The organism is Enterobacter sp. BWH64 (assembly GCF_001037645.1).
In the GTDB taxonomy this organism is placed as follows: domain Bacteria; phylum Pseudomonadota; class Gammaproteobacteria; order Enterobacterales; family Enterobacteriaceae; genus Enterobacter; species Enterobacter hormaechei_C.
The window spans coordinates 4,467,349-4,490,151 of record NZ_KQ089922.1; the positions used below are offsets into that span (position 1 = coordinate 4,467,349).

Here is a 22,803-nt window from a genome sequence, read left to right on the forward strand (position 1 = left end):
ATGACATACAAATTACAATGGATAATCATCATTGCGTCCCTGTTAATGACGAAAGTTGCCTCTGCCACCGAGTTTAATATAAACGCCATCGATAAAGATCAGCGCGGCAGCGTCGATTTATCACTGTTTAAAGATCAAATATCGGTTACGCCGGGAAGCTATTTCGTTACGGTTGCCGTCAATGATATTCCGCTGGCAAATGGCTGGCAGCTTCGCTGGCGAGAAATAAATAATGCCGTTCAGGTCTGTATTCCCCCCGAGCTGGTCGATACCTTTGCGTTGCAGGATGACGTTCGCCACGCTTTGCCTGAGAAAGAGGGATGCGTTGATTTCTCCGCCAGACCCGACATCCGATTTACTTTTGAGCAAGGCAGCCAGACCCTGAAAGTGACCATCCCCCAGGCGTGGCTGCAATACCGTGCGGTTGACTGGATGCCGCCATCCACCTGGGACATCGGCGTGCCGGGCGTACTGCTGGATTACAATCTTTTTGCCAGCCATTATCAGCCCAATAGCGGCGGCAACAATGACAACGCCAATACCTATGGCACCGCCGGTGCAAACATGGGCGCGTGGCGGCTACGCAGCGATTACCAGTACACGCAAAGCCATACTGACGCAGGCTCGGAGCATAATGGACGTTTTTCACGCGTGTATATGTTCCGCCCTCTGCCCTCGATCGGTGCGAAACTGACGCTGGGTGAAACGGATTTCCAGTCCGCAATTTTTGACGCCTTTACCTACACCGGCGCATCGCTAATCAGCGATGAACGTATGCTGCCATGGTCGCTGCGCGGCTATGCCCCGCAGATTACCGGGATAGCGCAAACCAACGCCACGGTAACCGTAAGCCTTGCCGATCGCGTGATTTACCAGAGTAAAGTGCCGCCAGGTCCTTTTGTTATTCAGGATCTTAACCAGTCGGTTCAGGGCACGCTGGACGTCAAAGTCACGGAAGAGGATGGACGCGTCAGCACCTTTCAGGTCTCGGCCGAATCCGTACCATTTTTAACGCGCAAGGGTCAGGTGCGCTACAAGCTCGCGGCGGGTAAAGCGCGCCAGGGCGCCTCCCATGACGTTGAAGATAACGCCTTCATGAGCGGCGAATTTTCCTGGGGCATGCTGTCGCACACCTCCCTGTATGGCGGTACGCTGGCCGATGGCGACCGCTATCGTTCCCTCGCTGCCGGGATCGGCCAGAATATGGCCTGGCTGGGGGCGCTCTCTTTTGACGTCACGCAGGCCACCAGCCAGCTGCCACACCAGCGCAGCCAGACGGGTTACAGCTATCGCATTAACTACAGCAAGCGTTTCGATACCACCGGCAGTCAGCTTACGCTCGCCAGCTACCGCTACTCAGATCCACAGTTTTTGAGCTACGCCCGCTACCTTGATTATGACGACGGTGACCGCCAGTCGGAAAAACAAACCCTGAGCGTGACGGCAAGCCAGTACATTTCGGCGTTATCCCTGAACCTGTACGTCAATATGCTGCGTCAGACATGGTGGAATGATTCACCCTCCACGACCGGCAGTATCACGGCGGGCTACAACTTTGATATGGGCCGCTGGAAGAACCTTGGCGTAACCCTGTCCTGGAGTAAAACGCATTACGATGAGAAAGACGAAAGTGACGATACTCAGTTCTATCTCTCGCTCAGCGTACCGCTCGATCCCGATCATCGCCTTAACTATGACCTGCGTAACCGCGATACGCTGAGCCATAACGTGTCGTGGTATGACACGTCGGATCGCAATAACACCTGGGGCGTTTCCGCGGGCGCGGAGAGCGGGAAGCCAGACTCCGGCGCGCAGGTCAGCGGGAATTATCAGCATTATTCTGCGTACGGCGATCTCAATCTCTCCGGCAGTTATAAAGCTGACGAATATAACTCCCTCAGCGCAAGCTGGAGCGGTTCCTTCACCTCAACAGCGAAAGGCGCCGCGCTGCACCGGCGCAGCTACGGTAATGAACCCCGCGTAATGGTCAGCACCGACGGGGTAGGCAATATCCCGCTGAATATGTCGCGAGATGAAACCAACCGTTTTGGCATCGGCGTTTTACCGTCATTTTCCAGCTATTCCCCCTCCAGCGTGCAGGTCAATATGAACAACCTTCCGGATGGCGTGGACGTGGACAGCCGCGTCGTGACCTCAACCTGGACTGAGGGGGCCATTGGTTTTCGTCAGATTGCCACGCGTGCAGGTCAGGACGTGGCAGGCGTTCTGCGGATGTCATCAGGAACGCCACCGCTCGGGGCGATTGTTCGCCTGGAAGAAAGCGATTTGCAGGTTGGGATGGTGGCCGATGAAGGCCACGTCTGGCTGGGCGCCGTTGAGCCAGAACAGCAGTTTCGCGTGACATGGGGCGACAACCAACAGTGTCGCTTCTCGTTACCTTCTCACTTAGAAAACAGTATGCAGTTGATACTGCCGTGTCAGTAAGAAATCATCATGAAATTAACGCCGATTAAAAGCCTGTGCCTGATGCTAATCAGCACAGCATTTACCACCCATGCGGCCATTAACCTGGACCGCACGCGCATTGTTTTTCCAGAAAGCGACAAGGCCAGCAGCCTGAAAGTGGACAACCAGAGCAAGGCGCTGCCTTATCTGGCGCTCTCCTGGATTGAAGATGAAAAGGGGCAAAAAGAAGATACGCACTTTATGGCGCTTCCCCCCATTCAACGTATCGAAGCGGGCGCCTCGTCGCAGGTAAGAATTGTTAAACAAGCCGCCACCCGCCAGCTGCCAAAAGACAGGGAATCGCTGTTTTATTTCAACCTGCGTGAAGTACCGCCAAAAAGCATCAGCGCCAGCGAGGAGCGCAGCGTGATGCAGGTTGCCATGCAGAGCCGAATCAAGCTGTTCTGGCGTCCGGAAGCGATTAGCAAAAAATCCGGCGAACTGGCTGAAATGCGCATGGAAATTACCGCCAGCGCGAAAGGACTCACGGTCCACAACCCTACGCCGTACTACATCACGCTTGCGTGGCTGAGCAAAAATGCCAAAACCATGCTGCCGGGTTTTGACAGTCTGATGATTGCGCCTTTCGCCACGGCAACCGCCTCTACCGGCGATTACCACGGTAGTTATTACAGCATCGGCTATATCGACGATTACGGCGCCCTAAAAAAAGTCGACGTGCAGTGCACCGGAACGGCGCAATGTAAACTTACCGAACGGAAAATCGATAAACATGCGAAAGCTCGCTAGTTTGCTGGTTACCCTGCTGCTTTCAGCGCTGCCTTTGAAAGACGCGCTGGCGCTTAACTGCTATCTGGGTGGATCTGGCGGCCCCGTCGAGGAGACAAAAACGATCACCCCTTTTGCCATACCCAGCAACGCACAGGTTGGCCAAAAAATATGGGAGTCTGATGACATTAAAATTCCGGTGACCTGTGACAACAACGTCACGAGCAATTTTGAGCCGGAAGATGTCTTTGCATGGGTGAACCCTTATCCTGCCGCAACCGATCCCTATTATGAACTGGGCGTCACCTATGAAGGCATAGATTACGATGCCACGGGCCAGCCCAACGGCGTGGATACCCGCCAGTGTCTGGACAACGATAACATCACCATTTACACCGCGGATCAAATCCGCCAGATGGGTTGGGAGAATCGCATCTGCTCCGGCAATCCGGATGATATCCATATTTCACGCACGTTCGTCGCCCGATTACGACTTTTCGTGAGAATTAAGACTATGCCGCCACATGGTTATGTCAGTTCGCTCAGCGATTACATCGTTGTGCAGTTTGACGGTAAGGGTGGCGTGAATCAGATGGCCGACGCGAAGAACCTCAAGTATCACATCAACGGACTGCAAAACATTACGGTGCTTGATTGCGGAGCGACGTTTAGCATTTTCCCTGAAAATCAGGAGATCGACTTCGGCGCCTTCAGCGCGCGCGACATTGTGAATCAGCAGACGCGTATGCGCACGTTTTCAATACGAACCACCAAAGTGCAGGATGCCCAATGCTCGGACGGATTTAAGATGGACTCGTCGTTTTACACAACCGAAACGCTTAGCGCAGACGACACCGCGGTACTGATAGGGAATGGGTTAAAGCTGCGTATTCTTAACGGAACGGAGCCTTACACCTTCAACCAGTACAAGGAGTACGCCGATTTTACGGGCGATACGATGAATGTTGAGCAAAACTACACGGCTGAACTTTCACGGGAAGAAGGGAAAGCGATTCAGTCCGGGCCGTTTGAAACCGTGGTACTGTTCAAAATTAACTACCACTAGAAACAAAAAAGCCGGGTTTCCCCGGCTTTTTCACATCAGCATGTTTAGCTGGCTTTGCGCTCGTGCGCCCGGCGGTACTCAACCAGATCTTCAATCGTCACCACTGGCATATTGTGCAGTCGCGCAAAGGTGATGCACTCCGGCGCGCGCGCCATGGTGCCATCATCGTTGGTCAGTTCGCACAGCACGCCTGCGGGTTTGAAGCCAGCCAGCGTCACCAGATCGATGGTCGCTTCGGTATGACCACCACGGGTCAGCACGCCGCCCGGCTGCGCGCGCAGCGGGAAGACGTGACCAGGGCGGTGCAGATCGGATGGTTTCGCACCATCAGCAATCGCTGCACGCACGGTAGTCAGGCGGTCAGCCGCCGACACACCGGTGGTTACGCCATGCGCTGCTTCAATGGTCACGGTGAAGCCGGTACCAAAGGCGCTGGTGTTGTTTTCAACCATCATCGGCAGATCAAGCTGCTTGCGACGGTCTTCGGTGATGCACAGGCATACGATGCCGCTACCGTGACGGATGGTCAGCGCCATCTGCTCAACGGTCATGTTCTCGGCGGCAAAAATCATGTCGCCTTCGTTTTCACGGTTTTCATCGTCAAGCACCATCACACCGCGGCCTTCGCGCAGTGCATCCAGTGCATGCTCAACACGTTGAGTTGAAGTGCCAAAAGAGGAAAGTAGCGTCTGATTCATGGTAAAAAAACCTCATTAACTTTATGGTTACCAGAATCAGGGCAGTCTTAGGAGCGCCGTACTAGCGGCAAAAAAATAACGTGAGCGGGCCATGCCCGACTGGATCGTTACTCTCTCCCATCCGGACTCTAACCGTCGGCCCCGGAATTACACCGGATCTGCTGACCTTTGAGAATTCACCCAAAGCGCTCGCGGGCTTTCAGCGTTAAGCTGATTTACCGCCGGTGGGGAATTTCGCCCCGCCCTGAGAATAAGCGAGATAACTATAACGCTATTGATTACCCTGGGCAATGCATAAGCTTCAAACAATTTTGTTTAACCCACGGCATGACGCGCTACAATAGGCACTAACACCTTTTCATCAAGGGAAACGACAATGATTGACCCAAAGAAAATTGAGCAGATCGCGCGTCAGGTTCATGAGTCCATGCCGAAAGGTATTCGTGAGTTTGGTGATGACGTTGAGAAGAAAATCCGCCAGACGTTGCAGGCACAGTTGGTTCGCCTTGATTTAGTCAGCCGCGAAGAGTTTGATGTGCAGACTCAGGTGCTGCTGCGCACCCGCGAGAAACTGGCGCTGCTGGAACAGCGTCTGAGCGAGCTGGAGAGCCGCAATGCGCCGGAAGAAGTGAAGCCAGCGCCAGCTATTCCACCGGTGGATGACCAGGCATAAGTGCGGCCTGCTGTGCCCGGTGGCGGCTACGCCTTACCGGGCCTGGATGAACGCGTAGGTCGGGTAAGGCGCAGCCGCCATCCGACATAAAAAAACGGGCCTGTTGGCCCGTTTTTTACTGACTGTCTTTCTGGATCTTCTTAATGATGTTGGTGGTTGAACACCCGTCCTCAAAGTTGAGCACCATCACTTCACCACCATTTGCCCAGACCTCTTCGCTACCTGCGATTTGCTCTGGTTTGTAATCACCGCCCTTCACCAGCAGGTCAGGCAGGATCCCGGCAATCAGGCGCTGCGGGGTGTCTTCTTCAAATGAGACCACCCAGTCCACCGCTTCCAGCGCGCCGAGCACTATCATGCGCTGCTCCAGCGGGTTCACCGGACGCGTTTCACCCTTCAGACGTTTGGTTGAAGCATCGCTGTTGACCGCCACAATCAGGCGATCGCCCAGCTTACGCGCATTCGCCAGATACGAGACATGACCCGCATGCAGGATGTCGAACACGCCGTTGGTCATCACCACTTTTTCACCGCATTTGCGCGCGGCAGCAACGGCCACTTTCAGCTCGTCTTCGGTCATGACGCCAAAGCCGGTATCCGCACGCCCACGCACCGCGTTTTCCAGCTCGATTGGCGAAACGGTGGAGGTCCCGAGTTTACCAACGACCACGCCCGCCGCGGCGTTCGCGAAGTAGCATGCTTCTTCCAGGGAGTTACCCGCCGCCAGCGTCGCCGCCAGCACGCCAATCACCGTATCACCGGCACCGGTCACGTCGTACACTTCCTGCGCCTGGGTTGGCATATGCAGCGGCGCCTTGCCCGGTTGCAGCAGCGTCATGCCCTGCTCGGAACGGGTCACCAGCAGCGCAGACAGCTCGAAATCAGCGATGATTTTCATGCCGCGCTCAACCAGCTCTTCTTCAGTTTTGCACTTGCCCGCCACCGCTTCGAATTCAGAGAGGTTTGGCGTCAGCAGGGTTGCGCCGCGATAGCGCTCAAAATCGGTCCCTTTCGGATCGATCAGCACCGGTACGCTGGCTTTACGCGCCAGCTGGATCATGGTCTGCACGCTCGCCAGCGCGCCTTTGGCATAATCAGACAGCACCAGCGCGCCGATATTGCCCAGCGCCTGGCTAATACGCTCGTGCAGAGGCTCAGGATCAACGCCTTCGAATCCTTCTTCGAAATCGAGGCGGATCAGCTGCTGGTTACGCGACAGCACGCGCAGCTTGGTGATGGTTGGGTGTGTCGGAACAGAAACGAAGTCGCACTTCACGTTCACGTCCGCCAGCGACTGACTCAGGGCACGCGCCGCATCGTCAATGCCGGTCAGGCCCACCAGACGCGAATGCGCGCCCAGCGAGGCTATGTTCATCGCCACGTTTGCCGCGCCGCCTGGACGCTCTTCAATGGTGTCGACCTTAACTACCGGCACCGGCGCTTCCGGAGAGATACGGCTGGTCGGCCCATACCAGTAGCGATCCAGCATCACATCACCGACAACCATAACTCCAGCACGTTCAAACTCTGGCAGTGTTACTTTCATTCCTGACTCCAGAAAGATTCACAATTTGCGCGCGATAATATCACACTTGTTTTGTTACGCACGGTTCCACCAGCCACTTCTGCCAGCTTGTGGTCACCTGCGCGCGTTCATCGGTGAAACACTCCAGCACCACATGGCCCGGCTGTTCCTGTAAGGCCAGATGGTGCAACTCATCACGCAGCGTGGTGTAGGCGCGGGTTAATGCCTGCGCCTCCTGCTCATCCATAATGTCGTTCTGTGCCAGCAGTTCGAGTATGCGCACGTTATCCGACCAGCGGGTCAGCTTCGGCTTATCGTGCGCGTGCAGTAGCACCAGGTACTGAGTGATAAACTCGATATCGGTAATGCCGCCTTCATCGGCTTTAATATCAAAGCGATCGCGATGTTTGTTGCCAAGGTGCGCGCGCATCTTCTCCCGCATTTCCCGCACTTCGGTTTGCAGCGTACTGCCCTCGCGCGGGGTCGTCATGACCGCCTTGCGGATCGCATCGAACTGCGTTTTGAGCTGCGGATCGCCGTATACCACGCGGGCGCGCACCAGCGCCTGATGCTCCCACGTCCAGGCTTCGTTCTTCTGATAGTCGGCGAAAGCCTCCGTCGAGGTGACCAGCATGCCTGCCGCGCCGGACGGGCGCAGACGCGCATCCACTTCATACAGAATGCCGGATGAGGTGCGGGTGCTGAACAGGTGCATAATGCGCTGGGCCAGACGCAGGTAGAACTGCCGCCCGTCAATCTCACGTTCGCCGTCGGTCATGACGTCTGCCGGACAGTCGTGGAGGAAAATCAGATCCAGATCGGAGCTGTAGCCCAGCTCCCAGCCGCCCAGCTTGCCGTAACCCACCACCGCAAAACCGCGGCCTTCGCGCTCTGCAAGGTGTTTCGGCTGCCCGTAGCGGGCCACCATCTGCACCCACGCCTGATGGACAACCGCGTCGATGATCGCTTCCGCCAGCCACGTTAAGTGATCGCTCACTTTCATTACCGGCAGGGTGCCGGCGATATCTGCCGCCGCCACGCGCAGCATCTGCGCCTGCTTAAACTGACGCAGCGCCTCAAGCTGTTGCTCTTCGTCCTCTTCCGGTACGCGCAGCAGATACTGACGCAGCTCGTCGCGGTAGGCGTCCGTCGCCGTCGGCTGATACAGCGTATTCGGGTCGAGCAGTTCGTCCAGCAGCAGCGGATAACGCGCCAGCTTGTTCGCCACCATCGGCGAGGCGGCGCAGAGAGAAATCAGGTGCTTCAGCGCGCCGGGAAACTCGCTTAACAGTTCAAGGTAAGTGGTACGCGTGACGATCCCGCTCAGCAGCGGCATCATGCGCGACAGCGGCACCGGCGCATCCTCGCGGGAGCAGACATCGCTCAGCAGATGCGGCATCAGATGATCCAGCACCTGACGACCGCGTGGGCCAATGGCGCGTTTGTTCAGTTCGAAGCGGAAATCGGCAATCAGCGCCACCACGCGATGGCGGGCATCGTCGCTTAAGTGCGCCAGCACCGGCGTGGTGTCATCTTCCTGGAGCGCGTCCTGCCACAGCTCGCGCCAGTGCTCGGAGAGCGCATCGTCCTGCGACTCACTTTCGTCGTCGCCGATCAGATCGTTAAAGATGCGGCGCACGCCCGCCATATGCGCTTCCAGCCGTTGCGTCAGCGCCGCCCAGTCATCCACCCGCATCCCCCAGGCCAGACGCGCCCGGTTCAGCTCGTCGCCCGGTAACGTCTGGGTCTGTTCGTCGTTGATACTTTGCAGCAAATTTTCCAGACGACGCAGGAAGAGATAAGAGTCACGCAGCGTTTGCGCATCGCCTTCCGGCAGCAGATGCAGCTGTTCGATAGCGCTCAGGGTCGGCAGCAGCGAGCGGGATTGCAGAGAAGGTTCACGCCCGCCGCGTATTAGCTGGAAGACCTGGACGATAAATTCGATCTCACGAATACCGCCCGCGCCGAGCTTGATGTTGTCTTTCAGGCCACGGCGACGCACCTCGCGGGCAATCATCCCTTTCATATTTCGCAGGGACTGGATCACGCTGAAGTCGATGTAGCGGCGGAACACGAACGGGCGCAGCATGGCGCGCAGCTCGTTGGCCCAGGCATCGTCGCTGTCGCCCATGATCCGCGCTTTGACCATCGCGTAACGCTCCCAGTCGCGACCCTGCTCCTGGTAATAATCTTCCAGCGCGGCAAAGCTCAGCACCAGCGGACCGCTGTCGCCAAACGGGCGCAGGCGCATGTCCACGCGGTAGACAAAACCATCCTGCGTGGGCTGATCCAGCGCCTTAATCAGCCGCTGCCCCAGGCGCGTAAAGAACTGGGCGTTGTCCAGCTCGCGACGACCGCCGCGCGTGGAGCCGTTCTCCGGCCAGGCAAAAATCAGATCGATGTCTGAGGAGAAATTAAGCTCGCAGCCGCCCAGCTTGCCCATCCCCAGAATCAACAGCGGTTGCGGAACCCCGTTTTCGCTGCACGGCGTGCCCCACTCTTTACAGCAGGCGGCGTAGAGCCAGTCCCGCGCGGCGACAATCAGCGTCTGCGCCAGCTCGCTCAACTGCTGCAAGGTGCTCTCTTCGCTCACCAGCTCCAGCGCCTGCGCCCAGGCAATGCGTACCATCACCCGGCGGCGGAACTGACGCAGTACGCGCATCAGCGTGGCTTCATCTGCCACCTCTGCCAGCGCGGTTTGCAGCCAGCCAGCATAATGCCGCCACTCGTCAGCCTGCGGCGGCGCGCTTTCCAGCTCTGCCAGCCAGTCCGGGTTGGCGCTGACGCTCTCCTGCACAAAATCACTGAACGTGAGCACGCTTTTCGCCTGCTCGCTTAACGATGACGCGGGTAACGACTCAGGCAGGCGTTCGCAAACGGTCTGCCAGTGCTGCTGTAACTGCGAAGAAAGCGGCATATCAGGGGTTCCTTGCCAGAATTAACGTTTTCCGCTGTGCAGCCAGTACGGATCCTGCGAAATGGCCTCGTTGCGGAAATGCTCGATTTCGATCTGCTGACGGGTCTCGATGGCATGCTTCAGCCCCTGCCAGTTCTCCAGCCAGGCCTGCGCCTTCACGCCCTCATACGCACCTGACAGCAGCAACATGCTGTCGATGTTACGCGCCAGGCGGGGAAGCTGATCGCCATACTGGTCGCCCAGCGGATGCGCAAAGGTGGTTCTCAGCTCGGCCGCGTGACGGGAGAGGTGGATATCCGCAAAACGTTTGAAGTTTTCCGCGATTTTGGTCTGCCCTTTCGCATCGAGGAACGTGCGCCAGCCGCGCGTCACCAGAAACTCGGTCAGCGCCAGTTTCGCGCCGGCGTTTTGCGGGCTGTAGATCGCCGTTTGTGCCGACACGTCGGAAAGCATCAGCGTTTCGGTTTGAGTGAGCAAATCACGTAAGTGAGTGCTGGCTTTACGCGGTACAATGCCGCCAAAGAGCGTCAGGGTATGACGCACCAGCCCCATAGCGGCCAGCACCTGTTTTTTGGCATTTTTCACGTTACGCGCCCACAGCTCCTCGTGGTACTGCCACTGAGAGAGCGCCAGCTCCAGCGCCGCTTCCATGCCCTGCTCAACGGAGGCTTTCGGCACAACGCGCAGAATCGGGGTTTCTCGCAGCACGCGCGGCGCATTCCCGGCGGCCAGGTGATAGCCGCGTGCCGCTTTACTCAGGCTGCCCTGACGCAGGCCAGGCTGGTTCACCAGCTTGTGCGCCAGCTTCAGCACATCACTCGCCTCGCCTTCCAGCAGTTCGAGTTCCAATTCGCAGATCGGCTCCTGCTCTTCACCCGCCTTAATTTCACCCCGATCAAACGCGATCTCAATGCGGCTCTTGCCTTCCGACACCAGCCATTTTTCGCGCCAGAAATCGGTGCTGAACAGCGGTTGCGCCTCTGCCGACAGCGTTGCGGGCAGCGTCCCTTCCGGCCACACTTCCGCCGGAAAACGATCCAGCTCAAGTTCTGGCTTACTGATGTCGATATTGTATTCCGGACGCTGGTGCAAACCGCCCACCACGCGACCGGCGATTTTCATCGTCATCTCGTAGCGCCCGTTCGCACCCCGGATGCGCAGGCCCATATCGCGGTTGCGCAGCCAGTTGTCCGGCGTTTCGTAATAGATGTTGAGCAGCTGTACGGGTTCATGGTGCTCGCCGGACAGCGTATTCAGATGCTGGCGGAGCGCGTCAGCGCTGTCTTTTTCGACGATAAACTTTAATTCGATCTCTTGTGCCATAGCCTTGTACTTTTGCGTGCGTCACAGACGCGTCGATGAAGGCGAACTTCCTCGCCATTTGTTTGTCAGTACATAGTATTTTGCGCCAAATTGCCACGCAATGAGCAATTTGACGGGCGTAAAAGTTTAAAGCGGTGGAAATCATGACACAGATGATTCCGATTGATGATGAATCCTTTGCGTAGCGACACTGATACCACTACTATCGTTCCACTTTTTATGAAAATAACGACTGATATGCTTAAATTACGCCTGATTGGACTTACTTTACTCGCTTTTAGCGCCGCAACCGCGGTCCACGCTGAAGAGAAACGTTACGTTTCTGATGAACTGAATACCTGGGTACGCAGCGGCCCAGGAGACAATTATCGCCTCGTGGGTACGGTAAATGCCGGCGAGGAAGTGACTCTGCTGCAAACCAATGCAGACACCAATTACGGTCAGGTTCGTGACAGCTCTGGCCGCACCTCATGGATCCCGCTGAAAGAGCTGAGCACGGTGCCGAGCCTGCGCACCCGCGTGCCGGATCTGGAAAATCAGGTGAAAACCCTGACCGATAAGCTGAACAACATTGACGGCACCTGGAACCAGCGCACCGCAGAGATGCAGCAGAAAGTGGCGCAAAGCGACAGTGTGATCGCCGGTCTGAAAGATGAAAATCAGAAGCTGAAAAATGAGCTCATCGTCGCGCAGAAGAAAGTGAACGCCGCGAATCTACAGCTGGATGACAAACAACGCACCATCATCATGCAGTGGTTTATGTATGGCGGCGGGGTGCTGGGCGTCGGTCTGGTGCTGGGTCTGGTGCTTCCTCACCTTATCCCAAGCCGTAAACGTAAAGACCGCTGGATGAACTAACTCGTCTTCTCTGCCACACTTACGTATCATCTTGCGAAAAGAGAAAACGGGAGTGTTGGCGTGAAGAGTTATCTGGTCGGTGGTGCGGTACGTGATGCGTTATTAGGTCTGCCGGTCAAAGATAAAGACTGGGTCGTGGTCGGTGCCACGCCCGAAGCGATGATTGACGCGGGCTACCAGCAGGTAGGCCGCGATTTTCCTGTGTTCCTCCATCCGAAAAGCCGGGAAGAGTACGCCCTGGCGCGTACCGAACGGAAATCCGGTTCCGGTTATACCGGCTTCACCTGCTATGCCGCGCCGGATGTGACGCTGGAGCAGGACTTACTGCGCCGCGATCTCACCATTAACGCCCTGGCGCAGGACGAAAACGGCCATATTATCGACGTCTACGGCGGCCAGAACGATCTGCGCGACCGTCTTTTACGCCATATCTCCCCCGCCTTTTCTGAAGATCCGTTACGCGTACTGCGCGTGGCGCGTTTTGCCGCCCGTTATGCCCATCTCAGCTTCCGCATCGCCGACGAGACGATGGCGCTGATGACGGCCATGACCGACGCGGGCGAGCTGGAACACCTGACGCCAGAACGCGTCTGGAAAGAGACCGAAAACGCCCTGACTACCCGCAATCCACAGGTCTTTTTCCAGGTTCTGCGCGACTGCGGGGCGCTGAAAGTGCTGTTCCCGGAAATAGACGCGCTGTTTGGCGTGCCCGCCCCGGCGAAATGGCACCCGGAAATTGATACCGGCATTCACACCCTGATGACGCTGAGCATGGCCGCCATGCTCAGCCCGGAGGTGGACGTGCGCTTTTCTACCCTCTGCCATGACCTCGGCAAAGGGTTAACGCCAAAGGAGTTGTGGCCACGCCACCACGGGCACGGTCCGGCTGGCGTGAAGCTGGTTGAAGGGCTTTGCCAGCGCCTGCGCGTGCCGAATGACATTCGCGATCTGGCAAAACTGGTGGCCGAGTTTCACGACCTGATCCACACCTTCCCGATCCTGAAACCCGCCACCATCGTCAGGCTGTTTGATAACATCGACGCCTGGCGCAAACCGCAGCGCGTGGAGCAAATTGCGCTGACCAGCGAAGCCGACGTGCGCGGCCGCACCGGGTTTGAAGCGTCCGATTATCCGCAGGGTCGTTTGCTGCGTGAGGCGTGGGACGTGGCGAAAGCGGTGCCAACAAAAGAGGTGGTGGAGGCAGGGTTTAAAGGCCCGGCGATCCGCGAAGAGCTGACGAAGCGGCGGATTGATGCAGTTGCAGCGTGGAAGGAAAAACGTTGCCCTCAGCCGAAAGACTGAGGGCGGTCGGTCATCAGAAGAAGACCACGTACACGGCAGCCGCGACGATAAAGCGGTAGATCGCGAACGGAATAAACGAAATACGCTTAATCAGTTGCAGGAAGGTTTTGATGGCGATCAACGCCACAATAAAGGCGGTGATAAAGCCCACGGCGAACATCGGAATGTCGCCCACGGTCAGGAAGCCGATGCTTTTGTAGAGATCCAGCGCGGTGGCGCCCATCATCATCGGCACCGCCAGCAGGAACGAGAACTCAGACGCCGCGTAACGGCTCACGCCCATCAGCATCCCGCCGGAAATGGTTGCCCCTGAACGGGAGAAGCCCGGCCACAGCGCCAGACACTGGAAGCAGCCAATCATAAACGCCTGGCGATACGTCATATCGTCCAGACCTTCCGCACGCGGGGTTTTAGGCTTCAGCACTTCGGCGGCAATCAGCAGGAAGCCGCCGACAACCAGCGCGTACATCACGTTAATCGGGTTGAAGAGCGATTTAATGGTGTCGTGGAACACCAGCCCCAGCACCACCGCCGGGATCATCCCGAGCAGAATATGAATCAGCGTCAGGCGCCCTTTGCCCTCTCCTTCACGCTGCGGCAAACGCCCGAAGTGGATACCGATCAGACCAAACAGACGTCGCCAGAACATCACGACCACCGCCAGGATAGAGCCCAGCTGAATAACCACCTCAAACGTCTTTGCGGTATCGCCTTCAAAGCCCAGGAGATGGCCAACGATAATCATATGGCCCGTACTGGACACCGGCAAAAACTCCGTCAATCCTTCGACCACACCCAGTATTGCCGCCACCAGCAGCGAGTGCATATCGCTCATCTATAAACCCCTAAAAAGATATAAAAAAACGGTGTCCCACGCGGACAACCGTGAAAGATACAGCTTTAAGACCGATATAACCTAAAATGGTTTAGCTATTATGACGTTAAATCTTTCCTTTCAGATTTGTGCCACGCTCGATAATCACGCCCACATTGGCGGCGCGCGCCACCGCTCCCGGCTTGCTTAGCTTAATGCGCACCCATGGGGAGTTAAATTTGCTCAGCAGCAGGTCTGCTACCTCTTCCGCCACGCGTTCTACCAGCGCAAAACGTTGCCCTTCAACATGGGCGATGACCGTTTCACTGATGTCGGCGTAGCTCAGACAGTCATTCACATCATCGCTTTTTGCTGACTTGCGGTTGTCCCAGCCCATTTCGATATCGAACACCAGTTTCTGCTCGATGGTCTGTTCCCAGTCGTAAACACCAATTGTGGTGATTACCGAAAGTTGCTCTATAAATACAATATCCATCACGACCTGCCTGCTTTTTGGCTAAACCGGATACCACTTCCGGCGAATTATGCGTATTATCCACAGATGCTGAGAATACAGATACATTTTCAAAACGGAACAGCGTTATGAGTGCAATCGCGCCTGGAATGATTATCCTCGCCTACCTTTGCGGCTCAATCTCCAGCGCCATTCTGGTCTGCCGCATCGCCGGGTTGCCTGACCCGCGTGAAAGTGGTTCCGGGAATCCGGGGGCGACCAATGTACTACGAATTGGCGGCAAGGGAGCAGCCGTAGCGGTTTTGATTTTTGATGTTCTGAAAGGAATGCTTCCCGTCTGGGGCGCGTATGCGCTCGGCGTCACACCCTTCTGGCTGGGGCTGATTGCCATCGCCGCCTGCGTCGGCCACATCTGGCCCGTTTTCTTTGGTTTTAAAGGCGGTAAAGGCGTTGCCACCGCGTTTGGCGCGATTGCGCCGATCGGCTGGGATCTCACCGGCGTGATGGCGGGCACCTGGCTGCTGACCATCCTGCTGAGCGGTTATTCGTCGCTGGGCGCCATCGTCAGCGCACTGATCGCCCCGTTTTATGTCTGGTGGTTTAAACCGCAGTTTACCTTCCCGGTGTCGATGCTCTCGTGTCTGATCCTGTTGCGCCACCACGACAACATTCAGCGCCTGTGGCGGCGTAAGGAAACGAAGATCTGGACGAAGCTCAGGCGTAAAAAGAAAGACGCTCAGTAAACCGTTCGTTATGCCTTATAACCAAATGTGATTTTTGTCACCTTCTGCCTGTGGTAACTGTTAGAGACACAACACAACCACACAAAAAGAAAATGGCAGAAATCACAGATTCAACTCCCCTTCCAACGGAAGGAAATACCCCGGATGGCGACATCAAGTGGGTACGTAGCGCATCGGACGTTTCACGTCTCGTTAATGACGGCTCTCAGGGCCGGGCCAATGCCCGCATCGTGGTCGGTATCGCGCTCGGGGGAATTTTCCTCGATGCCTACGATCTCGGCGCGCTGGCATTCGGCATCAAAGACATCACCCGCGAATTTAACCTGACGCCCGCCGGTACCGGCATGGTGGCCTCGGCGATTACCTTTGGCGCGATTGTCGGGGCGCTGCTCGGCGGCTATCTTACGGATAAAATCGGGCGCTACCGCGTCTTTATGGCCGACATGGTGTTCTTTGTCGTTGCCGCTATCGCCTGTGCGCTGGCCCCGAACGAATATGTGCTTGCGGGCGCGCGCTTTGTGATGGGTCTTGGCGTTGGGATCGACCTTCCCGTCGCGATGGCGTTTCTCAGCGAGTTCGCCAGGCTGAAAGGCCCGGGGAATAAAGCCTCCAGCGTCGCAATGTGGTGCCCCACCTGGTACGCGGCCATCAGCATCTCTTATCTTCTGGTGCTCTTCTTTTACGCCGTGCTGCCGGAAAGCCACAGCGACTGGCTCTGGCGTCTGATCCTTGGCTTTGGCGCGGTGCCCGCGCTGGTGATTATCGCCATCCGCAGCCGCTATATGAGCGAATCCCCGGTCTGGGCGGCGAATCAGGGCAATCTGAAGGAGGCGGCGTCCATCCTGCGGCAGTCTTACAATATTAATGCCCACGTACCGCAGGATGCGCTCGACCAGCCCGCGCCTGTCGTGAACAAGGCAAAATGGTCGAACTACCTGAACCTGTTCCGCGGTATCTATCTGCGGCGTACCACGCTCGCCACGCTGCTGTCAGTGGTCTCCTCGTTCGCCTATAACGCCGTAGCCTTTGGCCTGCCGGTGATCATCTCCAGCTTCTTTGTGCAGTCGATGCTGACCACCATTCTGATCTCGCTGGCGCTTAACCTGCTGTTCGCCTTTGTCGGCGGGCTGCTGGCGGTGCGCTATGTTCCGCGCTTCGGCGCATGGCGGATGTCTCTGGCGGGTTATGCGTGCCAGCTTGCGGCACTGCTCGGCCTGGCGTTGATTGGCCGGCCTGACGGGGCCACGGAAGGCGTGTTCGCCGTAGCGATGCTGGCGCTGTTCCTGTTTGGTCAGGGTTTTGGTCCAGGTGCGCATACCATGACGTTTGCCTCCCTGAGCTACCCGACCTCGCTGCGCGGCGTGGGTGTGGGGCTTAACCAGACGCTGATGCGCAGCAGTTCAACGCTGTCACTGTTTCTGTTCCCGCTGCTGGTCGCCTCGCTGGATACCGCCGTGTTCTGGGTGATTGCGCTGGCGCCGTTTATCGGTCTGGCGTCGCTGCTGGCGATCCGCTGGGAGCCGTCGGGGTATGATGTGGATGCAGAGGATTATCGCTAGCCTTTCTTGCCGGGTGGCGCTGCGCTTACCCGGCCTGCATTACTGAAACCGGCTCACATGAGCCGGTTTTTTTATCCATAAGCGACTCATATGACAGCCTTCATTTCCGCCAGGGCATACTGAAACGTACCCCGATAGTGTGGAAATGGAAGCACCATGTTAGCAACTCAGGTCACTGATAATTCATACAAAGGCTGGCAGGCCTCGCTTGCCCTCCAGTTTTGTCATACCCCTGAGAAAACCCTCCTCCATTCCGCGCGTCACAGCGGGCCGCTCACCGTTCAGCGTCCGTTTTATCCCGAAGGGGAAACCTGCCACCTTTACCTGCTGCACCCGCCAGGCGGAATTGTGGGCGGAGATACGCTGGATATTTCCGTGCGGCTCGACGCCAAAAGCCATGCCCTCATCACCATGCCCGGCGCCAGTAAGTTCTATCGCAGCAGCGGCCCGCTGGCCTGCCTCAGTCAGCATTTTTACCTCGACGAAGAGGCCACGCTGGAGTGGTTGCCGCAGGACACCATTATTTTCCCCGGCGCTAACGCCGCGCTGCGTTCCGTCTTTCACCTGCACGCCACCAGCACGCTGCTGGCGTGGGAGCTGTACTGTCTGGGCCGTCCGGTGATAAACGAAACCTTCAGCCACGGCACGCTGGAGAACCGCCTTGAGGTGTGGGTGGATGGCGAGCCGCGTCTGATTGAGCGACTGCATCTTAGCGGTGGCGATCTGACGCCCGTTGCGAACCATCCGTGGGTCGGCACGCTGCTGTTCTATCCGGCCCGGGAAGCACATCTCGATGCGGTGCGTGCGCTTCTCGCCCCGCTGGATACTTTTGCGGGCGCCACGCTCACCGACGATCTGCTGTCGGTGCGTTTTCTCTCCCACGACAATCTGATTTGTCAGCGGGCGATGCGCGATATCTGGCAGTCGCTTCGCCCGCTTTTAACTTCCAAAACCGCCTGTTCGCCGCGCATCTGGCAAACATAAGAGAAACGCTATGGAACTGACTCCCAGAGAAAAAGACAAGCTATTGCTGTTCACCGCCGCGCTGGTTGCCGAACGCCGCCTCGCGCGCGGGGTAAAGCTCAACTACCCGGAATCGGTCGCGCTGATCAGCGCCTTTATTATGGAAGGCGCGCGCGATGGCGAAACCGTCGCCTCGCTGATGGAAGCCGGCCGCCACGTCCTGACGCGCGATCAGGTGATGGAAGGCGTGCCGGAGATGATCCCGGATATCCAGGTGGAAGCCACCTTTCCGGACGGATCCAAGCTCGTCACCGTCCACAACCCGATCGTGTAAGGAGCGCGTGATGATCCCAGGTGAATACCGGATCCAGCCCGGCAACATTGCTCTCAACGTCGGGCGCGAAACCCGAAGTGTGATAGTGGAAAACCACGGCGACAGGCCGATCCAGGTGGGATCGCACTACCACTTTTACGAGGTCAACCCGGCGCTGAAGTTCGATCGCGAGGCCACCCGAGGTTACCGGCTGAACATCCCTGCCGGCACTGCCGTGCGCTTCGAGCCCGGCCAGAAGCGGAAAGTGACGCTGGTGCAGGTGACGGGCGCACAGCGCATTTTCGGTTTTCGCGGCGAGGTCATGGGCGAGGTGAAACATGGCTGAGATTTCACGCCGGGCGTATGCCGATATGTTCGGCCCCACTACCGGGGATAAAGTGCGGCTGGCCGACAGCGAGCTGTGGATCGAAGTGGAAGAGGATCTCACGATCTACGGCGAAGAGGTTAAATTCGGCGGCGGAAAAGTGATCCGCGACGGCATGGGTCAGGGGCAGATGACCGCCGACGACTGCGTGGATCTGGTGCTCACCAACGCGCTGATCGTCGATCACTGGGGGATCGTGAAAGCGGATATCGGCGTAAAAGATGGGCGGATCTTCGCCGTCGGCAAAGCCGGAAACCCGGACATCCAGCCCGGCGTGACGATCCCGATTGGCGCGGCAACGGAAGTGATCGCCGCCGAAGGGAAGATCGTCACCGCAGGCGGGATCGACACCCACATCCACTGGATCTGTCCGCAGCAGGCGGAAGAGGCGCTGGTGTCTGGCGTCACCACCATGATCGGCGGCGGCACCGGGCCTGCGGCAGGCACAAACGCCACCACCTGCACGCCGGGGCCGTGGTATATCGCCCGCATGTTGCAGGCAGCCGATACGCTACCGGTGAATATTGGCCTGCTGGGTAAAGGGAACGGCTCCAACCCGGACGCGCTGCGCGAGCAGATCGCGGCAGGTGCCATCGGGCTTAAGATCCACGAAGACTGGGGCGCGACGCCTGCGGCCATCAACTGTTCGCTGGAGGTCGCTGAAGAGATGGATATTCAGGTGGCGCTGCACAGCGACACGCTGAACGAGTCCGGTTTTGTCGAAGACACGCTGGCCGCCATCGCCGGGCGCACCATCCACACCTTCCACACCGAAGGGGCGGGCGGCGGCCATGCGCCGGATATCATCACCGCCTGCGCGCACCCGAATATTCTGCCCTCCTCCACCAACCCGACGCTGCCCTACACGGTCAACACCATCGACGAGCACCTGGACATGCTGATGGTTTGCCATCACCTCGACCCGGATATCGCCGAGGACGTGGCGTTTGCCGAATCCCGCATTCGCCGGGAGACCATCGCCGCCGAAGACGTGCTGCACGATATCGGCGCGTTCTCGCTCACCTCGTCAGATTCACAGGCAATGGGCCGCGTGGGGGAAGTGATTATCCGCACCTGGCAGGTGGCGCACCGCATGAAGGTGCAGCGCGGCGCACTGCCGGAAGAGACCGGCGATAACGATAACTTCCGCGTTAAGCGCTATGTCGCCAAATACACCATCAACCCGGCGCTGACCCACGGCATCGCCCATGAGGTCGGTTCTATTGAGGCGGGCAAGCTGGCGGATCTGGTGGTCTGGTCCCCCGCCTTCTTTGGCGTCAAACCCGCCACCATCGTCAAAGGCGGGATGATCGCCTGCGCGCCGATGGGCGACATCAACGCCTCGATCCCCACGCCGCAGCCGGTACATTACCGCCCGATGTTTGGTGCCCTTGGTGCCGCACGCCACGCCACGCGGCTGACGTTTGTCTCTCAGGCTGCTGATGCCAGCGGCATTCCGCAACGGCTCGGACTGCAAAGCGCCACCGCGGTGGTGAGAGGCTGCCGGTCGGTGAAAAAGGCCGACATGATCCACAACGATTTACAGCCGAATATCACCGTTGACGCGCAAACCTATGAGGTACGCGTCGACGGCGAATTGATCACCAGCGAACCGGCAGAGGTTTTGCCGATGGCGCAACGCTATTTTCTGTTTTGAGGAGTCATGATGATCTATTTAACCCAACGCCTGGACCATGCGCATCCGATTACCGCCAGCGTCACGCTACCGATTGATGTGCGGGTAAAAAGCCGCGCCCGCGTGGCGCTGAACGACGGCCGCGAAGCCGGGCTAATGCTGCCGCGCGGCCTGCTGCTGCGCGGGGGCGACCTGCTGACTACCGACGATGGCAGCGAGGTGATCGAAGTGATCGCCGCCCCGGAGTCGGTTTCCGTGGTGCGCTGCGCCGACCCGTTCCTGCTCGCCCGCGCCTGTTATCACATGGGCAATCGTCACGTACCGCTGCAAATAATGCCTGGCGAACTGCGCTACCACCACGACCACGTCCTCGACGATATGCTGCGTCAGTTCGGGCTGGAGGTGACCTTCGCCAGCCTGCCATTTGAACCGGAAGCGGGCGCTTACACCAGCGATGCCCACAGCCATAGCCACTCTCACGCTCATTCACATTAAGGACTCATCATGCGCAAGTACTTACCGCTGTTACTGCTGGCTTTTTCCGTTCCGGCGCTTGCCCATCCCGGCCACGGGACCGACAGCTTCCAGGCAGGATTTCTCCATCCGCTGACCGGGCTGGATCACCTGCTGATGCTGACGGGGGCTGGCGTGCTCTCCGCCCTGAGCGGCCGCAAGCTGCTGCTGCCGTTAGCGACGCTCGGCATGATGCTTGCTGGCGCCGTTGCGGGCAGCCTGCTCGGCGGCTTTAGCGGCATGGAGATGCTGATTATCGCCTCGCTGGCGCTCTGCGGCGTGATGATGTTTAAGACCGAAAATCGCCTGCTGCTGGCGGTACCAGCCCTGGCGATGTTCCACGGCTGGGCGCACGGCGTGGAGATGTCCGGCCACAGCTTCTGGCTCTTCACCAGCGGGTTTATGTTAGCCAGCGCCACGGTGCTGTGTGCCAGCTTCGCGGCAGGGCTGCTGCTGCGCCGTCACGACGGCCTGCGTAAAACCTTCGGTGGCGGGCTGATCGTCTCCGCCCTGCTGGCGCTGATGAGCTGATGGAGCACGCCCGCCAGCGGCTGCGCCTGATGCAGCTCTCCAGCAGTAGCCTGCCGGTCGGATCGTTTACCTGGTCGCAGGGGCTGGAGTGGGCCGTTGAGGCCGGGTGGGTCACGGACGCTGAGGCTTTCAGGCGCTGGCAGATCCAGCAGATGGAGCAGAGCTTTTTCTGCGTCGACCTGCCGCTGTTTATCCGCCTGTATTGTGCCTGCGAGAAGCAGGACGTCGCGGCAGTAAAACGCTGGACGGCATACCTGCTCGCCTGCCGGGAAACGCGCGAGCTGCGCGATGAAGAACGCAACCGTGGGGCAGCCTTTACGCGGCTGATTAAGAGCTGGGAACCTGACTGCCCGGTAGAATGGCTACCGCTGTTTATACAAAGCCAGCTCGGCGGCATGGCGTGGCTCGGCGTGCGCTGGGGCATTAGCGCGCGCGAGCTGGCGCTGAGCCTCGGCTACAGCTGGATTGAGAGCGCGGTGATGGCGGGCGTCAAGCTGGTGCCGTTTGGGCAGCAGGCAGCACAACAGCTGATTATCGACCTGAGCGACCATTTTGCCGCCGGGTTTGAACAGGCATTTTTACGTGGCGACGACGCGTTGGGGGCCGCTACGCCGCTGTCCGCCATCGCCTCCGCGCGCCATGAAACCCAATATTCACGACTATTCCGTTCCTGAGGAGTCAACATGGCTGATTACAAACATCCCCTGCGCGTGGGCGTGGGCGGCCCGGTAGGGTCGGGCAAAACCGCCCTGCTGGAAGCGCTCTGCAAGGCGATGCGCGACACCTATCACCTGGCGGTGGTGACCAACGATATCTACACCAAAGAGGATCAGCGCATCCTGACCGAGGCGGGTGCGCTGGAGCCAGAGCGCATCGTGGGCGTGGAAACGGGCGGCTGCCCGCATACCGCCATCCGCGAAGATGCCTCAATGAACCTGGCGGCGGTGGAAGCGTTGAGCGAGAAGTTCGGCAATCTGGATCTGATCTTCGTGGAAAGCGGCGGGGATAACCTGAGCGCGACCTTCAGCCCGGAGCTGGCGGACCTCACCATCTACGTCATCGACGTGGCCGAAGGGGAAAAAATCCCGCGCAAGGGCGGGCCGGGGATCACCAAATCCGATTTTCTGGTGATCAACAAAACCGACCTTGCGCCGTACGTCGGTGCGTCGCTGGAGGTAATGGAACGCGACACTAATCGCATGCGCGGCGAGCGTCCGTGGACGTTTACCAACCTGAAAGCGGGTGACGGTTTAGCGACGATTATTGCGTTTCTGGAAGAGAAAGGAATGTTGCGGGTGTAGGGTGGTTTATTGC

The 22,803-nt window shown here is 58.2% G+C and carries 22 protein-coding genes and 1 riboswitch; of the genes, 16 read left to right on the top strand and 6 right to left on the bottom strand.

All coding sequences use genetic code 11. From position 1 onward, the window contains the following. The 3 genes from SK50_RS21250 to SK50_RS21260 are packed head-to-tail and all read left to right on the top strand — an operon-like array spanning position 1 to position 4,261. On the top strand, positions 1-2,445 hold the full coding sequence (locus SK50_RS21250) for a fimbria/pilus outer membrane usher protein (RefSeq protein WP_045344008.1): 2,445 nt from the start codon (positions 1-3) through the stop codon (positions 2,443-2,445). Positions 2,446-2,454: 9 nt separating this feature from the next. Next, positions 2,455-3,216 carry a fimbrial biogenesis chaperone gene (locus SK50_RS21255; RefSeq protein ID WP_048229908.1) on the top strand — a complete coding sequence of 254 codons (762 nt, stop codon included), beginning with the start codon at positions 2,455-2,457 and terminating at the stop codon, positions 3,214-3,216. Further along, complete coding sequence (locus SK50_RS21260; protein WP_045338189.1) at positions 3,200-4,261, top strand: fimbrial protein; 1,062 nt, start codon at positions 3,200-3,202, stop codon at positions 4,259-4,261. Before SK50_RS21255 ends, SK50_RS21260 begins: the two co-directional genes overlap by 17 nt. A gap of 44 nt (positions 4,262-4,305) precedes the next feature. Here SK50_RS21260 and ribB read toward each other — a convergent pair whose 3' ends face one another. Beyond that, positions 4,306-4,959, bottom strand: coding sequence for a 3,4-dihydroxy-2-butanone-4-phosphate synthase (gene ribB / locus SK50_RS21265; RefSeq protein ID WP_015571897.1), 654 nt, complete (start codon positions 4,957-4,959; stop codon positions 4,306-4,308). 105 nt (positions 4,960-5,064) lie between these two features. Then, positions 5,065-5,215: riboswitch (FMN riboswitch) on the bottom strand. Between the two features lie 120 nt (positions 5,216-5,335). Between ribB and ubiK the strand changes: the two genes are divergently transcribed. Next, the gene (gene ubiK / locus SK50_RS21270; protein ID WP_000566823.1) at positions 5,336-5,632 is read left to right on the top strand and encodes a ubiquinone biosynthesis accessory factor UbiK; all 297 of its coding nucleotides are present in this window, start codon (positions 5,336-5,338) and stop codon (positions 5,630-5,632) included. A 115-nt stretch (positions 5,633-5,747) separates the two neighbouring features. Here ubiK and hldE read toward each other — a convergent pair whose 3' ends face one another. The 3 genes from hldE to SK50_RS21285 are packed head-to-tail and all read right to left on the bottom strand — an operon-like array spanning position 5,748 to position 11,397. Beyond that, positions 5,748-7,178, bottom strand: coding sequence for a bifunctional D-glycero-beta-D-manno-heptose-7-phosphate kinase/D-glycero-beta-D-manno-heptose 1-phosphate adenylyltransferase HldE (gene hldE, locus SK50_RS21275; protein ID WP_048229910.1), 1,431 nt, complete (start codon positions 7,176-7,178; stop codon positions 5,748-5,750). Positions 7,179-7,218: 40 nt separating this feature from the next. Next, positions 7,219-10,074 (bottom strand): bifunctional [glutamate--ammonia ligase]-adenylyl-L-tyrosine phosphorylase/[glutamate--ammonia-ligase] adenylyltransferase, encoded by a 2,856-nt coding sequence (gene glnE / locus SK50_RS21280; protein ID WP_045344009.1) that lies wholly within the window; start codon positions 10,072-10,074, stop codon positions 7,219-7,221. A 21-nt stretch (positions 10,075-10,095) separates the two neighbouring features. Beyond that, positions 10,096-11,397, bottom strand: a complete 1,302-nt coding sequence (locus SK50_RS21285; protein ID WP_048229912.1) for a CYTH domain-containing protein — start codon at positions 11,395-11,397, stop codon at positions 10,096-10,098. 237 nt (positions 11,398-11,634) lie between these two features. On the opposite strand from SK50_RS21285, the gene SK50_RS21290 reads away from it, so the two are divergent. Both SK50_RS21290 and SK50_RS21295 read left to right on the top strand, forming a co-directional pair. Continuing rightward, the gene (locus SK50_RS21290; RefSeq protein ID WP_001303390.1) at positions 11,635-12,255 is read left to right on the top strand and encodes a TIGR04211 family SH3 domain-containing protein; all 621 of its coding nucleotides are present in this window, start codon (positions 11,635-11,637) and stop codon (positions 12,253-12,255) included. 60 nt (positions 12,256-12,315) lie between these two features. Then, positions 12,316-13,557: a multifunctional CCA addition/repair protein gene (locus tag SK50_RS21295; RefSeq protein ID WP_023304444.1), complete on the top strand. Its 1,242-nt coding sequence runs from the start codon at positions 12,316-12,318 to the stop codon at positions 13,555-13,557. A gap of 13 nt (positions 13,558-13,570) precedes the next feature. On the opposite strand, the gene bacA is transcribed toward SK50_RS21295, so the two are convergent. After that, entirely contained in the window at positions 13,571-14,392 is an 822-nt protein-coding gene (bacA, locus tag SK50_RS21300) for an undecaprenyl-diphosphate phosphatase (RefSeq protein ID WP_003862545.1), read from the bottom strand. Between the two features lie 106 nt (positions 14,393-14,498). Continuing rightward, entirely contained in the window at positions 14,499-14,867 is a 369-nt protein-coding gene (folB, locus tag SK50_RS21305) for a bifunctional dihydroneopterin aldolase/7,8-dihydroneopterin epimerase (protein ID WP_015571902.1), read from the bottom strand. 107 nt (positions 14,868-14,974) lie between these two features. On the opposite strand from folB, the gene plsY reads away from it, so the two are divergent. The 10 genes from plsY to ureG all read left to right on the top strand — a co-directional run bounded on the left by plsY (position 14,975) and on the right by ureG (position 22,790). Continuing rightward, positions 14,975-15,589: a glycerol-3-phosphate 1-O-acyltransferase PlsY gene (gene plsY / locus SK50_RS21310; RefSeq protein ID WP_017384031.1), complete on the top strand. Its 615-nt coding sequence runs from the start codon at positions 14,975-14,977 to the stop codon at positions 15,587-15,589. A 92-nt stretch (positions 15,590-15,681) separates the two neighbouring features. After that, entirely contained in the window at positions 15,682-17,148 is a 1,467-nt protein-coding gene (locus SK50_RS21315) for an MFS transporter (protein ID WP_045344012.1), read from the top strand. Between the two features lie 156 nt (positions 17,149-17,304). Beyond that, complete coding sequence (locus SK50_RS21320) at positions 17,305-18,132, top strand: urease accessory protein UreD (protein WP_045344013.1); 828 nt, start codon at positions 17,305-17,307, stop codon at positions 18,130-18,132. A gap of 10 nt (positions 18,133-18,142) precedes the next feature. After that, a complete protein-coding gene (locus SK50_RS21325; protein ID WP_003862556.1) occupies positions 18,143-18,445 on the top strand; it encodes an urease subunit gamma in 303 nt (100 codons plus the stop codon). 10 nt (positions 18,446-18,455) lie between these two features. Next, the gene (locus SK50_RS21330) at positions 18,456-18,770 is read left to right on the top strand and encodes an urease subunit beta (protein ID WP_045344014.1); all 315 of its coding nucleotides are present in this window, start codon (positions 18,456-18,458) and stop codon (positions 18,768-18,770) included. Further along, the gene (gene ureC / locus SK50_RS21335) at positions 18,763-20,466 is read left to right on the top strand and encodes an urease subunit alpha (protein ID WP_045344015.1); all 1,704 of its coding nucleotides are present in this window, start codon (positions 18,763-18,765) and stop codon (positions 20,464-20,466) included. Before SK50_RS21330 ends, ureC begins: the two co-directional genes overlap by 8 nt. Positions 20,467-20,475: 9 nt before the next feature. Next, positions 20,476-20,940: an urease accessory protein UreE gene (ureE, locus tag SK50_RS21340; RefSeq protein WP_045344016.1), complete on the top strand. Its 465-nt coding sequence runs from the start codon at positions 20,476-20,478 to the stop codon at positions 20,938-20,940. A gap of 9 nt (positions 20,941-20,949) precedes the next feature. Then, a complete protein-coding gene (locus tag SK50_RS21345) occupies positions 20,950-21,489 on the top strand; it encodes a HupE/UreJ family protein (RefSeq protein WP_023295464.1) in 540 nt (179 codons plus the stop codon). Then, complete coding sequence (locus SK50_RS21350) at positions 21,489-22,163, top strand: urease accessory protein UreF (RefSeq protein ID WP_045344017.1); 675 nt, start codon at positions 21,489-21,491, stop codon at positions 22,161-22,163. The genes SK50_RS21345 and SK50_RS21350 overlap by 1 nt, the downstream gene beginning before the upstream one ends. A gap of 9 nt (positions 22,164-22,172) precedes the next feature. Next, positions 22,173-22,790 carry an urease accessory protein UreG gene (gene ureG / locus SK50_RS21355; protein ID WP_014071813.1) on the top strand — a complete coding sequence of 206 codons (618 nt, stop codon included), beginning with the start codon at positions 22,173-22,175 and terminating at the stop codon, positions 22,788-22,790. Positions 22,791-22,803: the final 13 nt, after the last annotated feature.